The sequence below is a fragment of the Vibrio sp. V08_P9A1T1 genome (genome assembly GCF_963874405.1).
Classification (GTDB): Bacteria; Pseudomonadota; Gammaproteobacteria; order Enterobacterales; family Vibrionaceae; genus Vibrio; species Vibrio anguillarum.
Genome location: NZ_CAWNIB010000314.1, coordinates 1 through 13,404, shown reverse-complemented (window position 1 = coordinate 13,404; position 13,404 = coordinate 1). Strand labels below are relative to the sequence as shown.

Below are 13,404 nucleotides of genomic sequence, written 5' to 3'. Positions count from 1 at the left end.
CTGTAATGGGTGCGCGAACCGTTGCGGCAAACAGTGCCCCCATGCCTGCAATGGCGAACATTCCTGGGTCAATCGCTAATTGTGGTAACAGTTCTTGCGCAATCAGGCCAAAGGCGTAGCCAAACAGCGTGCCTAATGCCAGCATTGGCGCAAAAATCCCGCCCGGAGCACCAGAACCAAAGCAGATCAAGGTGGTAAAAATACGACCAATGAACAAAAGAAGCAAGATAGCGGCACCATAGTCACCATTAGTGATATTAGGGATCAGTGAGATGCCACCCCCAGTCAATTCTGGAATATACAATAAAGTTAAGCCAAAACAGCCTCCCAATAGTGAACCCGTGAGTAAATATCGCTTACGATCATTGCGATGAATTCTGGCAAAAATATCTTGTGATAGTGTGATTAAACGGTTGAATAGCACACCGAAAATACCAAACAGTCCCCCAAGCAGCAGAAACAGCCACAGTGAAGCCAGCTCTGGTGCTTGATATTGCGGCATTTGGATCACAGCATGTTGGCCATTAATCACGCGAAAGACGATATTTGCCGCCACCGCCGAGACAATGACGGCACGTACTGAAATGAGGGTATAGCGAAACTGCGGGCGCATCTCCTCTATCACAAACATGATGCCCGCCAGCGGCGCATTAAATGCGGCAGCTAGGCCTCCAGCTGCGCCAGATGCTAAGAGTGAGTGGCGGGTATCGTCATTTTTGATGCGGAAAATATCCGACACCATTCGGCCAATGGCTCCCCCCATTTGAACCGTGGGCCCTTCACGTCCCAAAACCATACCAGAACCTAAGGCGCCCATACCGCCAAAAAACTTCACTGGCAGTACTCGCCACCAACGAACGGGGCGCATACCATCCATCGCGCCTTCAATTTCAGGAATGCCAGAACCGGCGGCTTCGGGCGCAAACCGGTGCACAAGGAAATAACCGATAAACGCCAACGCTGCACTGATAAGAAAAGCGGCCAACCACAAGGGTAAGATATTACCAATCTCACTTTTTAACCACTCGGTGCGTGTTTCCGAAACCAAGTGCACAGCGGCCTCAAAGTAAGTACCAACAATCCCAGCAAGAATACCGACAATGAGCGAAAGAAAAAGGATTGAGAGTGGTGTTTTGTCCTTAGAGAGAAATTGGTTAATCGTATCTTTTGGAACTTTTGCAAGCAGTGACTGTTTCAATCTCTCTCTTTTGGTCATGTAAAAAAGGGCCTCGATTGGTAAAATGTGAACATATTTTGTTACAGAATTATACGCGCCAAAGTGATTAACTATAGCGTCAAAGCTGCAATGTAGATTTCCATATCTGGAAGATGGAGAGATTCTCTACTAAAAACGAGATCTGAGTTAAAAATGAGTTAAAAAAACAGAGATTGAACCTTGCTAAGCCAGCCAAATGAACCATAGTTAAAGCGTAAGGCAGATTCAGATATCGTACAGGGAGGAATTCAAGCCTTACCTACAATTTGGATGGAATCAGCAATATTTCAATTCTATGTCCTCGTTTATGATCGGGTTGCATCTATAGTCCTCCCGATTCGCGAACTCACGATTGAGTTACGAGGGGAAAGGCGCGCTTACCGTAGTGCGCCTTTTGTCGTTTATGTACCTCGGCTCATTGTTGCCTGTCTAACTGGCAAACCATGCACTGGCTTCTTATTTCGGTATATACTGCCGCAAAAGGAGTGCTGACATGACAAAAAAAGTACCAACTAACATTATTACCGGTTTTCTTGGTGTAGGAAAAACGACGGCCATTTTGAATTTATTGAAGAATAAACCTGCTGATGAAAAGTGGGCGGTGTTGGTCAATGAGTTTGGAGAAATTGGTATTGATGGGGCGATGATGTCTGACCAAGGCGCGCTGATCAAAGAAGTACCGGGCGGCTGTATGTGCTGCACTGCGGGTGTTCCTATGTCTGTTGGCATTAACGCCTTACTTAGGCAAAAACCCGATCGTCTATTAATTGAGCCAACAGGGCTTGGGCACCCTAAGCAAGTGGTGGCAACTTTAACTTCTGATCAATATGCACCGTATGTCGATTTAAAAGCCACGATCACTTTAGTGGATCCGCGCAACTTGCGTAATGAAAAATACACATCCAACCAAAATTTTAATGACCAATTAGCCAGTGGTGATGTGGTGATTGGCAACAAAGTGGATCAATGCACTAGTGCTGATGTGGATGCGTTTAATGACTGGGTGACTGATCAATCACCCGCGAAGATTTTTAGCAAGTTAGTCAAGCAAGGTGAGTTGCCTTTAGAATTATTAGATATTGAACGTCTTCACGGCGCAGCTTCTACTCATATTGAAGCGCATCACCATCATCATGCTTCGTTAGAACCACAGTTTGCCTTACAGCCGGGTAAAGCGTTTGTGCGCAAAGAAAATCGGGGCCAAGGTTATTTCAGTTGTGGTTGGTTAATTGGCGCTGAATACCATTTTGGTTTTGATGAGCTCTTTTCTATGCTGAGTGCCCTGACCGCTGAACGTGTTAAGGCGGTCGTCAATACCGATAAAGGATGTTACGCCTTCAACATCAACCAAGGAGTCGTTTCAGTGAATGAGATGAGCTTAGAAGGGTTTGAATCACGCTTAGAAGTGATTGACTCACAGCTCATGCCATGGGATCAACTCGAAGCGGTATTGCTGAAATTGGCGGGTATCTCTCAATAGGATCCAAAGAAAAAACCAACAAAGAAAGAACAAAGAAAAAATGAACTAAGAAAGGCGAACTGGAACGGCTTCGTCTTTCTCGTTCACTTTATAACTTCTTATAATGCGTTGAGCTATTTATGGCTGCCTTGTTGCGTGATCAACGCGTTCATCAGATAAAATCTGCCCATCTTTGATATTCACTATTCTGTGAGTTCGCTTCGCTAATGCGAGATCGTGAGTGACGACAATAAGCGTTCGTCCTTCTTGATGAAGCTCATTGAACAGGGCTTCAATTTCAGCGCCTGATTTTGAATCTAACGCCCCTGTCGGTTCGTCGGCTAAGATAATTTGCGGATCATTGACCAACGCGCGCGCAATCGCCACCCGCTGCTTTTGTCCCCCCGAGAGCTGGTTGGGCTTATGCTGCATGCGATCGCCAAGCCCCACTTTTTCTAATAGTGTTGCTGCACGTGCTCGGCGCTCTTTTAATTTTACTCCGCGATAGACCAAGGGTAGGGCGACGTTATCGAGAGCATTAGCGTATTCGAGCAGGTTGAAACTTTGAAAAACAAAGCCAATTTTTTGATTACGAATATGAGCCAATTGATGGCTGCTGAGCGAGGCGACCGCCTTGTCGTCCAACTGATATTCACCCGATGTAGGAACATCCAAGCAACCGAGGATATTCATTAAGGTTGATTTACCCGAGCCTGATGGTCCTAGAATAGAGAGAAATTCGCCTTTTTGAATCGATAGCGAAACACCGTCTAACGCTTTGACCAACTCTTCACCACTGCGATAGTGCTTGCTGATATTGGTCAATTGAACAAGGTTCGGTAAGTTTTGTTTATTCACTTTGTAATGCCTCTAATGGCGTAATGCTAGCCGCGCGATTGGCGGGAAACCACGCGGCAATCACACCGACAATCGCCAGCGCCGCGATCACAAGAAAGACAATCGAAAACGACAGTTCGGGTAAGGGTTTCCCTAATTGCTCAAACAGCATATTGCCTTCTAAGGGAGCGTATCTTAATAAGGTGATCAGCCCGTAAGTGGATCCTAAGCCAGCTAAACCGCCAAGTGACATCGTGAGCAAGGCTTGCACTAAATAATGGAGTTTGATAGTGGTTGGCGTAGCTCCGACGGCCATTCGTACACCGATGTCTCGCGTGGATCGTTTTACCGTGGCGTACATGACATTGGCAATACCAATGCCTGCTACGCCGAGGGTAATAAGCCCAATAATGCCCAAAAAGCCTTGTAGACCGAATAAGAAACGGCGCATGCTTTTTTGCCTCAATAGCATGTCTTCGACTTGCAAGAGCTGCGTGTCTGAAGCACTGGCACCGTACTTTCTGGCGATCACTTGCTTAATCACTTGCGCGGCTTTTTCGCGATCAACCGTGGCATTGAGCTGCACATTGATCGCTGCAATCGCTGCGTTGGGGTTAAAACGTTGCCAAGTGCGAAAAGGCACAAATACCGCGTAGTCAATAGGGGTTCCTTGTTCTACCTCTGCACTTGTCTGCGCTATCACGCCGATAACGGTAAAGTTTTCATCACCTATTTTTATCAATTGACCTACGGGGTTTATGCTCAGCTTCTGGGGTTCCAGCCAACTCCAACCATCCTCAGAATTGAACAATTGCACTGCAGCGTTATAACCGAGTACAACCACTTTACGCTGCTGTTGATTATCGAGCGGGTTGATCCATCGCCCTCCTTGGGCTATCTCAATACCAGTTAAGGACTGATATTCTGGGTTAACCGCTAGTGGGCGCTGCCAGGTGCCATTGTCTTGATTGCTGACGCGTTTATCCCATTGTGCGCTGACTTCAGCGCGTTGGATAAAGGGCAGTGCGCGAACAAGCTCAACATCATTCGCTTGCAAAGAGAGGGCTTTTCCTTCAAAAAAGCGTCCGGCGGTCTGGCTGGCATAACCCCCGGTCACATAGAGTAAATTGCCATTGCCACTTTGTGATGAGCGTGTCAGCCCTTGGCGTAATCCTTCGCCTGTTGCGAGCATGGTGGCGATGCAAAGTGTGCCCCAAGCCACCGCTAAAATAGTGAGTAGCAAGCGTAGTTTTTCGGCCGCCATCTCTTGATAAATTTGCCTGATAGGTAACATCATGATTAAGCCCTCGCACTTAATGCGATGACGGGGGTGAGATTGGCGGCACGCTTTGCTGGGAAATAAGCGGCCAGCAGTGCAAACAACGTGGTGACGAGCAGTGACCAGCCTAGAGCTGGCACAGTGATGACTGGTTCGCCGAGCCAATCAGGTAAGCCGATGTAATTCAGTAATAGCACCACCAGATAGGAGAGGAGCATTCCGAACACTGCACCTAATACCACTAGCAACCCACCTTCTAAAATAAACTGGCGCAAAATGATCTTCGGTGTTGCGCCAATGGCTAAACGCACACCAATTTCCCGCGTTCTTTCCGTGACAGAAAGAAACATGATATTGGCGACGCCCAAAGCGCCGACCGCAAGCGTCATCGCTCCACTTGCCCCTAAGAACAGCTGTATACCTCGAAACAAGGCATTGAAAAACTGAGCGCCGCTACTGAAGTCAGGGAGGTTTATGGCCTCAGTATCGCTCGGATCAAAATGTTTCTGTTTGGCGAAGAAAGAGAGGATGTTCATGCGCAATACCGCTGCTGGTATCCCTGCGGCGGGCTGCACAAGGAAAAATTCAGGCTCACTTTGCCAAAGATCAGTAAAAGCGCTGCTTGGGATCATCACTTGGCTGTTTTCATTGTTTATAGAAATGCCCCCTTCTTGCTGCTGAGTAATACCGACAACCGAGAAGGGAATGGTATTGACTTTGATCGTATCACCAATAGATAGCTGACCAACTTGTGCCAACTGCCAACCAACCACCGCAATTCGGGAATGGTTTTTCTGATCGCTGGCGTGAATGCCGCGTGACCCTGCGGTCAGTTGTAAGTTGCGCAATGCTAAAAATTGAGAGTCGATCCCGCTGACGTAACCGGGAAGCATTCGGCCTTTTACATTAGTCACTTTAGCATCCCATTTTCCGTAGATAACTGATAATGCGCTGATGTTTGGGTGCTGTGCCAAAGCGCGCATTTCCGGCTCTGAAAGGTTAATCGCTCGTCTTGCCGCAAGGCCTTGCCAAGGTTTGGTGGTTTGACTGGGGAAAGCCATTTGTGTATCACTCATTAACAGAGCGAAAGATTGTGTATTGACGCGATAAAATCCTTCACCTAAGGCAACGAGCACTAAAACAGAAACAATACCCCAAACGATAGCAATGACCGCGAGGGCGCTGCGTAGCCGATGGGCAAGCAGCGTTTGCACGACTTGCTGTAGGCTTGAGATCATGAGTGCAGAGCCTGAGAGAGCGAAGCGATCACGTCATCATCTAACTGCCCAGCAGCTTGCAGCAGGCCAATCCGCTGCTTCCAATATTGGTACAATCGCCGTTGTAGACTGTTTTTACTGTTAAACAGAGCGTTATGGGCGTCAATCAAATCAGAAGCTTCAGTCATTCCTGACTCATAAACGGTTTGTTTACTTTTTAAAGCTTGCTCTCTTGAGCTGACTTGTAACTGAGCCATCTCCACTTGTCGCCAATCCAGATGGATTTGGCTAAAGCCACTTTGAATTTTGCGTTTAATCTCGATATCTACCTTGCGCAGTACTTGCTTGGCGTTTAAGACTTGCAGCGCAGCCTGATCGACCGTGGCGCGCGTGGAACCATTCAAATCCAACGGAATTTTTAAGCTTAAACCTGCACTGAGATCCCCATCTCGACCCTGATCATTGTCTTGGTAAGAAACACTGCCAGATAAGGTGGGATAATATTTGGCTTTGGCTGCATCTCGGCCAAATTCAGAAGCGGCGACTTCCTGCTGGGCAACCAATAACTCAGGGCTGTTATTCTGCGCAAGCTTTAACCATTCAGTTTCGCTGCTGACTTGCATTGGCGGTTCAATGAGGTCGGTCGTTTTAATTTGGTCAATGTGCTGTGGGTCTTGATTGATGAGCGCGATAAGGGCTGACTTTTTCTCTTCTAGAGCGGCTTGCGCACTGAGTATATCGGCTTGCTCATCGACGTGGTTAGCACGCATGTCTTCCAATGCTGTTGATCGAATTTTTCCTGCTTTGTAGCGCTGCTCGGTAATCTTCAGCAGTTTTGCACCTTCTACGAACTTTTGCTCAGCAAGTTGTCGATCGCCTTGTGCGCTGGCGAGATCGAGATAGGCATACAGTAATGTTGCAGCCAGCTCATTATGTGCAGTCTTCACTTTTAATTGTGATGCCACATAGCTTGCTTGAGATTGGTCGAGCTGTGCCCAATTAGCGCTATCCCAAATGGTTTGGCTTAATGTGGCACCATAGCCTTTAGTGTTGTTGCCATCGTCATCCCATGAGGTATCCGCGCTGAGGCTAAAAGAAGGCAGCAAGGCACTTTTGGTACTTCGGACCTCTGTTTCACTGATTTGAGATTGGATCTGCGCTTGTGAATAAGTAGGGTCAAAAGCTTTTGCGGCTTGCCAAGCTTGTTCAATAGTGATGGCGTGAGCTGAAAAAGTCACCGCGCCACAGAACGTCATTAGCGCGGCTGCTAGCGCATTACGTTGAAAAGGGCGCTTAGTGGTCATCTTTGCCTCCGAATAAACTGTTGTCGATGATCACATCGTCCGCTGATAAACCCGCAATCACTTCCACATTAATGCCATCGGACAAACCTAAGGTTACGGCGCGCACTTGGTAACCTTGTTCTGACTGATCTGGGATCAAGACTTCAGGTTTTTCACCGCTAAATCGTAATGCGCGTTCTGGAATGGTGATGGCGTTTTCCACGCTCTTTAATGTGATCTGTGCGGTAGCAGAAAAGCCCGAGCGAATCACCATATTGTCAGGAAAGCGAATCTGGTTAATCTCCACTTCAAATCCATTATCAAAGCTAGTCGTTTTAGTATCACTAGGGTTATTCAACTTATCAGATTGAACCGCAACTTTGCTTAATACGCCGCTGATTTCTGCTTCTGGATATGGTGCTAACGTTAAGTTGACGGCCATCCCTGCGGCGAGTTGCGCCGCATCATGTTCACTGACACTGCCTTTGAAAATCATGTCATTCATATCGGCAATCGACATCATTTCAGTTGCCGCTTGGCTTGAGGCAGTGGAAATGATCGGCTCTCCTACTTCCACTTTTAGGTTTAAAATGGTGCCATCAATGGGGGCGACGAGTGTGGACGTGAGTTTCGAATCGCCAACCGATGCTTCACCGCTGCGGATCAGCTCAAGGTTCTGCCTTTTTTGTTGCACTTCGGCTTGTTTTGATTTCAGCTCTGATTTTGCTTGGATTAGCTCACCGTAGTTTTCCGGCACAATCTTTTGTTCAACTAATTGCTGCAAGTTTGCCAGCGTCTGTTTGGCGGAATCTAAGCTCGCCTCACTTTGCATTAAAGCGGTGGTTGCGTCGGTTAACGCTTGCGGTGTTGGATTTGGGCGCACTTTGATCAAAGGCGTGCCCAAGGTCACTTGTTCACCGACCCGATGATAAATTTCACCGACAATCCCCTCAATTTGCGATTTTATAGATACCGAGTGAGCTGGCACGATTTGGCCAACAGCGATTGCCTGTTTGGCAATATTTCCCTGTTCGACCGTCAGAGTGGGGAAAGCCGAGAGAGATTCATTGCTATTGGTAGTTAGGTAATAGCCCCCGCTGATTAAGGCGGCGCTAATTACCGCGATGGCCCAACGCTTTTTCATGAACAATTCCATATCAAGGAGAAAATAAACAATGGTGGTATGACTTGAGTGTCATCAGAAGGTTCCTTCATGCTATAGAAGTAGCGCATAAAAACCTGTATTGATTTGTCATGATAATGTCAGCTAGAAATAGCAAATAGCAAATAGCAAATAGCAAATAGCAAATAGCAAACAGCATGCAGTTGTCTGTTCTGATGAAAAGGGCGATCATTGACCGCCCTGATGGTAATAGTAGAAATGGGGTGTAGCGTAGAAAGGATCCGAGAGGAATTTAGCGCTTATTACGCAAATAACGTTTACGACGCTCTACTTTTTTGGCTGCTTTTTCCTCGGCTTCTCTGGCCGCTCGTTCTTCCACTTCCACTAACTCTTTGGTGATCATTTCAGGGCGTTCAAGAGTAATTTGGCCGAGAATACCTTGGCGCAATTCATGCAGTAGGATCTCCGAAGCTTTGTGCAGATCAATGCGGCCACCGGGGCGCAGAGCACCACGTTTGCGGCCAATTTCTTCCATCCATTCCACGTCAGATTGAGGTAGCTCATCGATTTGATAACGCTCTTGCAAACGCTCAGGATAAGCTTGCGCTAAATACTCAACAGTATAAAAGGCTACATCCTCATATTCCATTGCAGTATCTTTTACCGCGCCAGTAGCAGCTAGGCGAAAGCCACTGTGTGGGTTTTCCACTTTAGGCCATAAAATTCCCGGAGTATCGGACAGCACAATGCCATTTTGCAAATTGATACGTTGTTGGCGGCGAGTAACGGCGGGTTGGTTACCTGTTTGAGCCACAGCGCGACCAGCTAACGTATTGATGATGGTTGATTTACCTACGTTCGGGATACCCATGATCATGGTGCGAATATTTTTCCCCACTTCTTCACGATGTGGTGCCAACTTACGGCAAAGCTCCATGATTTTATGCACTTCTTGAGGGTTAGACGTGGTTACCGCCATTGCTTTCACCCCTTGTTCTTTCTCAAAATGGTCGATCCACAATTGCGTCATTTCAGGGTCTGCTAGGTCACGTTTATTGAGTACCTTCACACACGGTTTATTACCACGCAAATGGGAGATAAGTGGATTCTCGCTGCTAAACGGGATACGAGCGTCCAACACTTCGATAATCACATCAACTTGCGGAATGACCTCTTCGATCTCCTTACGTGCTTTATGCATGTGCCCCGGAAACCATTGAATTGTGTTGTTAACCATTTGAAAACTGCCTTTTAATGTAAAAATTCTGCTGGTGGAGGAAGAGAGTTTTTATTGATGTTTATGAGAATCATCAACAAGGTTTACTGATAACCACCGCAGTTTTAGATGTGACGATGTTAACATTTAATTGGCGAGGCTGGAATCTAAGCTGTGCGGTGAACTTTACATGTTCTCTCAATGGTGAGATGGCTTAGGATTGACGACGCTCGTGAAGTTACATCTCTTGTTGGTGAGAGAGCACTGAACCGAGCAAAAATTCGGTCAGATCGTGCTTGGTTAAGCAAGTTTTTGCCCAGCGGAGCAATTTATTGCTCAAATAGTCAAAAAGCCAAAGTTAACCTATTGAAATATAATAATTTAACACTGGCATTGCTTTTGCTTAGTGAGGCATTACATTATGCGATGTGATTCACGAAAAAGGACCAAACCATGCCAGCCGCTCTTCGAATCATTTCTTACCAAGCGTTATTAAACGCAGAGCAAGCCCATATGCCAGCCGTAAGATTGTGTTCTACGCAGGGGAAACCGTCATGATCCTCTCTTGGTTTCAACAGCAGCAAAATCATCGCTATTGGTTAGTTGATCGCAAGCTTCACAAGCAGGCTTTACAGCAAAATGGGGGCTTTGGATTTGAAGAAGCCGTGCCTCTGTTTTATGGTGCAATGTTTACTGAGGTGATGCCACTCTCTCCATGGTTAATCCCTGTTTCTGAATCGATATTGTCGCTCCCTGAAGCGTTACTTGAACAGGGTATTGGGCTGTCAAGCCATGCCGTGGGTGATGAAGTTTTGCAGCATCTTCGCAGTTTATTAATTGCCGGATTAGAAGGCGAGGAAGTGATGTTTCGCTTTTACGATAGGTCGGTCATTATTGCTATGTTAGCGCAAATGGACCAATCAGAAGTGAACCAGTTTTTGGGTAATATCAATCAATTGGCTGCATTAGATAATGGTGGCCAAGGCCACTTAGTCACGTTTGACAACACCTCGCACGCGCCATTTAATGCTCAGCAAGGCTCTTGGTGGGTAATAAAAGCGCATCATCTTGATAAACAAGAGAACTTACCTTTGTTAAAAGCTAACCTTGAATCTTGGTTATGGCAGCATTTCCCCAAGGCAATGGACCAGCACTTAACCCAAGGGCGTGATATCGCTTCCATGCTCACACCGTTTCTCTCTGCTGCTGAACAAACCTTAACGTATCGTGTGATGAGCGCGGCCATCGCGGCGATCATGGGCAACGAATACTTGGCTCAGCCTAGCATGATAGAACTGATCAAAGACAATCAAAATGAAGAGATTAAATACGCTCTGCATGCCTTAAGTCGCCAATTACAACATGAGGGATAATCATGGATTCATTTAACCATTGCGTGCAGTGCAACCCCGAGAAAAACTGGTTGGAACTGGAGTTCATGAGTGAAAACGATGAACCGATTGATGGCCTTGCCGTCACCATTACGAACAAAATTACCTCCAACACACACACGCAAACCACCAGCGCTGGTAAAGTATTATTTGCAAATATTGCCGCAGGTGAATGGCGCGCTTCCGTCAGCCAAGCCTCTTTGTTAAGTGAAGTCGAAAAGTACGCCAGCCGTAAAGAAGGGCAAGAGTCGCCAGTGAAAATCCGTGCATCGGCAGAGCTAGATGCTGCTGAGCAAAACCCGAAACGGTATCACAGCACCACCATAGGTGATTTTTGGGATGAAGCCCCGCAAGATGAGTTTTTGCAAGAGCATCATAAAGGGATAGATACCAATGCCTCTGCGGAAAAAGCAGGGTTCAGCCTTAGCCACAACCAAAGTTACGTTTTCGAAATCAAAGCACTGCGCAGTTATATGCCAGTGATTATTGATACCGATGAATTTAGTTTGGTGAATAGTTATACCTTTGCGTTGTTATCGAAATTGGCTTATGCGACTAACGATTTTAATAGGGATGATGGTAAGACAACAGATAATCAGGGTGCGATTAGTACGGTAATTTCTCAGTTAAAGCGCAAAGAAAGACCAACTTATTCTGGGGATTTACAGGCGAAATGGCTACTAGAAGAGATACCATACAGCAGAGCTTTAAGTGCTCAATATTATGCTGAGGATGATGTTGGCAGTGAAGGTTACATCATCTTTAACGATGAATTGGCGATTATAGGTGTGAGAGGTACAGAGCCTTATTTCCAGAGTAAGAAACCACCTGTTGACAACACGAAATTTAAAATTATAAAAGCGGCTTCAGGTATGGCGGCTGTGATTGCGGATAAGATAGAAAGTGCTACCGATTCACCAGGAATGAAAGACCTTATTATAACGGACCTTGATGCTGCGCAAATCGCCCCCGAAGAGTTTGGTGGAACGTATATCCATCGGGGGTTTTACCAATATACGATGGCTTTGTTATCTTTGATGGAGAAAGATCTAGGACTACATAAAATAAAAAAATTCTACTGTTGTGGCCATAGCTTAGGGGGCGCTGGTGCATTACTTCTAAGCGCATTGATTAAAGATAGCTATCATCCCCCAGTATTGCGTTTATATACATATGGAATGCCACGTACAGGAACGCGCAGTTTTGTTACTCGGTATCAGAATATTCTGCATTATCGTCATGTTAATAACCATGATTTGGTTGCTCAAATCCCCATGACATGGGCAAATACCGATCTTACAGAGGGACTCGATAAATGGGATGTATTTAGTAGTGGTATAACATTGATTAAAAAAATGCTTACCGATAACGACGATGATAATTATCTCCACCATGGTCATTTATCGCAGTTATTAACTTATAATGATTCTGACCAGATTTTACTGACGCCAAGGCAAACACAAATCACTATGCTAGATCTGGCAAAATTAGCCAGTAATGATTCTGTTACTTTGGTAAATAGCTTATCCGATGCTTCAATTGCAGAGCATGGAATGGAATATTATATCCCTAATTTGTGGCAACAAATGTATTCTTTAAGTAATGAAACTTTAATGGTGCATTACCAGCAAGCGATATCAGCTCTCGATCAAGAAATTGCTACTTTACAGCAAAATTATCTCACCGTTAAACAAACTTGGGCCGAATCTTTAGGAAATGCTACACCAGCGTTGAGCATCGGACGTTTGATGAATGAGATTAATTCTATAAATAAACTAATGGAAAATCGCAATAAAATAAGAGGAGAGCTCAAGCAGATAGTCTTTGACCCTCAGCGCTTACCACTAGCGAAGTTATTAATAGCGCAAAAAACATTGCCTGATGAAATTAAGGAACAACTACAATGAAGTTATTGAATAACCTCGCAATGAAAAAGCGAATATTAATTATTGTACTATTCATCGCATTATTTCTCCTTGGGTATGATTATTACCATACTTCTCAACCGAATATTTGGGGTGATGAACCTGATGAGTCCTATATTACTATATCAGGCAAAAAGCCTATAGATGCTTATTTAGAAGTTTGGACTCATTTTTGGGTGACAGGAGATGAGTGTGAGGCTTATTCCTACGATTTATTTGGTCAAAAAGCTCATAAAGGAGGAAAGATAAGTCAGAAAATTACGCATGATTTTGCTAAAGATGGTTCAAATTTTGAATTTAGAATTCCTTACCAAACGTATAAGAATTCACAAAATTGTATAGTGGAATTAAGAGACTTTTCCATACAAGCTCATAATGATTTTGATACTGTAGGTTTTGCTCAGTTGCGATTTTCTCCGGCAGGCAGAGAATATTACAATCGAGAGGTTGAGCTAAAC

The 13,404-nt window shown here is 45.4% G+C and carries 10 protein-coding genes and 1 pseudogene; 4 read left to right on the top strand and 7 right to left on the bottom strand.

The window, feature by feature from the left end; genetic code table 11:
• Positions 1–1,216 (bottom strand): H(+)/Cl(-) exchange transporter ClcA (gene clcA / locus AACT21_RS16375; protein ID WP_094163551.1); only part of this gene is annotated, 1,216 nt, incomplete at its 3' end.
• Positions 1,217–1,709: 493 nt separating this feature from the next.
• Between clcA and AACT21_RS16370 the strand changes: the two genes are divergently transcribed.
• A complete protein-coding gene (locus AACT21_RS16370) occupies positions 1,710–2,696 on the top strand; it encodes a CobW family GTP-binding protein (RefSeq protein ID WP_094163548.1) in 987 nt (328 codons plus the stop codon).
• Positions 2,697–2,813: 117 nt separating this feature from the next.
• Here the strand turns inward: AACT21_RS16370 and AACT21_RS16365 are convergent, their stop codons facing one another.
• The 6 genes from AACT21_RS16365 to ylqF all read right to left on the bottom strand — a co-directional run bounded on the left by AACT21_RS16365 (position 2,814) and on the right by ylqF (position 9,651).
• Entirely contained in the window at positions 2,814–3,533 is a 720-nt protein-coding gene (locus AACT21_RS16365; protein WP_017045357.1) for an ABC transporter ATP-binding protein, read from the bottom strand.
• Positions 3,526–4,809: an ABC transporter permease gene (locus AACT21_RS16360; protein ID WP_094163546.1), complete on the bottom strand. Its 1,284-nt coding sequence runs from the start codon at positions 4,807–4,809 to the stop codon at positions 3,526–3,528. Before AACT21_RS16360 ends, AACT21_RS16365 begins: the two co-directional genes overlap by 8 nt.
• Before the next feature lie 2 nt (positions 4,810–4,811).
• Positions 4,812–6,029 (bottom strand): ABC transporter permease, encoded by a 1,218-nt coding sequence (locus tag AACT21_RS16355; protein WP_094163544.1) that lies wholly within the window; start codon positions 6,027–6,029, stop codon positions 4,812–4,814.
• On the bottom strand, positions 6,026–7,312 hold the full coding sequence (locus AACT21_RS16350; protein WP_094163542.1) for a TolC family protein: 1,287 nt from the start codon (positions 7,310–7,312) through the stop codon (positions 6,026–6,028). Before AACT21_RS16350 ends, AACT21_RS16355 begins: the two co-directional genes overlap by 4 nt.
• Complete coding sequence (locus AACT21_RS16345) at positions 7,302–8,447, bottom strand: efflux RND transporter periplasmic adaptor subunit (RefSeq protein ID WP_094163540.1); 1,146 nt, start codon at positions 8,445–8,447, stop codon at positions 7,302–7,304. The genes AACT21_RS16350 and AACT21_RS16345 overlap by 11 nt, the downstream gene beginning before the upstream one ends.
• Positions 8,448–8,706: 259 nt before the next feature.
• Positions 8,707–9,651, bottom strand: a complete 945-nt coding sequence (ylqF, locus tag AACT21_RS16340) for a ribosome biogenesis GTPase YlqF (RefSeq protein ID WP_013868498.1) — start codon at positions 9,649–9,651, stop codon at positions 8,707–8,709.
• Positions 9,652–10,160: 509 nt separating this feature from the next.
• Here ylqF and AACT21_RS16335 point away from each other — a divergent pair.
• From AACT21_RS16335 to AACT21_RS16325, 3 genes and pseudogenes are all read left to right on the top strand, one after another.
• Positions 10,161–11,003, top strand: coding sequence for a DUF4123 domain-containing protein (locus AACT21_RS16335; RefSeq protein WP_094163550.1), 843 nt, complete (start codon positions 10,161–10,163; stop codon positions 11,001–11,003).
• 2 nt (positions 11,004–11,005) lie between these two features.
• Complete coding sequence (locus AACT21_RS16330; protein ID WP_094163538.1) at positions 11,006–12,928, top strand: lipase family protein; 1,923 nt, start codon at positions 11,006–11,008, stop codon at positions 12,926–12,928.
• Positions 12,925–13,404, top strand: a pseudogene (locus AACT21_RS16325) (hypothetical protein); the annotation flags it as partial. The gene AACT21_RS16330 and the pseudogene AACT21_RS16325, both read left to right, overlap by 4 nt.